Source organism: Streptomyces sp. WM6378, assembly GCF_001279695.1.
Taxonomy (GTDB): domain Bacteria; phylum Actinomycetota; class Actinomycetes; order Streptomycetales; family Streptomycetaceae; genus Streptomyces.
In genome coordinates, this window is sequence record NZ_LGDD01000118.1 from 1 (window position 1) to 1,047 (window position 1,047).

A 1,047-nucleotide genomic window follows, 5' to 3' on the forward strand; every position below is an offset into this window, starting at 1 on the left:
GTCGTGACTGCGTGCCTTTTGAAGAATGAGCCTGCGAGTTAGCGGTGTGTAGCGAGGTTAACCCGTGTGGGGAAGCCGTAGCGAAAGCGAGTCCGAACAGGGCGTTTGAGTTGCACGCTCTAGACCCGAAGCGGAGTGATCTAGCCATGGGCAGGTTGAAGCGGCTGTAAGAGGTCGTGGAGGACCGAACCCACCAGGGTTGAAAACCTGGGGGATGACCTGTGGTTAGGGGTGAAAGGCCAATCAAACTCCGTGATAGCTGGTTCTCCCCGAAATGCATTTAGGTGCAGCGTCGTGTGTTTCTTGCCGGAGGTAGAGCACTGGATAGGCGATGGGCCCTACCGGGTTACTGACCTTAGCCAAACTCCGAATGCCGGTAAGTGAGAGCGCGGCAGTGAGACTGTGGGGGATAAGCTCCATGGTCGAGAGGGAAACAGCCCAGAGCATCGACTAAGGCCCCTAAGCGTACGCTAAGTGGGAAAGGATGTGGAGTCGCAGAGACAACCAGGAGGTTGGCTTAGAAGCAGCCACCCTTGAAAGAGTGCGTAATAGCTCACTGGTCAAGTGATTCCGCGCCGACAATGTAGCGGGGCTCAAGCGTACCGCCGAAGTCGTGTCATTCCAGCATGTACCCCCAACGGGGGCTGGGATGGGTAGGGGAGCGTCGTGTGCCGGGTGAAGCTGCAGCGGAAGCTAGTGGTGGACGGTTCACGAGTGAGAATGCAGGCATGAGTAGCGATACACACGTGAGAAACGTGTGCGCCGATTGACTAAGGGTTCCTGGGTCAAGCTGATCTGCCCAGGGTAAGTCGGGACCTAAGGCGAGGCCGACAGGCGTAGTCGATGGACAACCGGTTGATATTCCGGTACCCGCTTTGAAACGCCCAGTATCGAATCAGGCGATGCTAAGCCCGTGAAGCCGTTCCGGACCCTTCGGGGAATGGAAAGTGGTGGAGCCGGTGACCCAGACTTGTAGTAGGTAAGCGATGGGGTGACGCAGGAAGGTAGTCCAGCCCGGGCGGTGGTTGTCCCGGGGTAAGGGTGTAG

Annotated in this window: 1 rRNA gene; it reads left to right on the top strand. The window is 57.8% G+C overall.

Annotated features, from left to right (window positions below):
• Positions 1-1,047 (top strand): 23S ribosomal RNA (locus ADK54_RS11905); the annotation flags it as partial.